This is a genomic window from Rhizobacter sp. P3_B12, assembly GCF_056402895.1.
The window spans coordinates 1-530 of record NZ_JBFUGN010001783.1; the positions used below are offsets into that span (position 1 = coordinate 1).

1 pseudogene is annotated in these 530 nt (G+C 71.3%); it reads right to left on the minus strand.

Going from position 1 to position 530, the window contains the following annotated elements:
* Positions 1 to 413 (minus strand): annotated as a pseudogene (locus AC1D01_RS38205) (efflux RND transporter periplasmic adaptor subunit); the annotation flags it as partial.
* Between the last annotated feature and the right edge of the window lie 117 nt (positions 414 to 530).

Consider the following 530-nt stretch of genomic DNA (forward strand, 5'->3'; position numbering starts at 1 on the left):
GCCCGGGCCTGCGCCACCTGGGCGTGGGTGGACGCCAGGTTGGCGCGTGCAACGTTCAGCGTCGCGCGCACCGCACCGTCTTCGAGGCGCGCGAGCACCTGGCCCTTCTCGACGCGGTCGCCCTCCTCGATCAGCACCTCGGTCAGCGTGCCTGTCAGTTGGGTGGAGACGGTGGCCTGGCGGCGCGCGGTGATGTAGCCGGTGGCCTGCAGGATGGCGCCGGCCCCGCCACCGGCACGCGGGGCAGTGGCGGCCGCGGTCTTCACCGCGATCGGCCGGCCGCCGAGGAACCACCAGGCGGCCCCGCCGACYAGCGCCAGCACGATCACCGTGGCCAGCACCGCCCAGACCCAGCGCGGCACGCCGCCACCTTCGTCCTCGCGTTCGCGGTGGTCGATCCGCAGCTCGTTCAACAGATTCGCGTCGATGTCGCATCCCCCGGTCTGCAAACAGCCGGCGATTATTGTCGAGACTCAGCAGACCAGCTACCCCAAACTCCGTTCGGGCTGAGCCTGTCGAAGCCTGGTGGC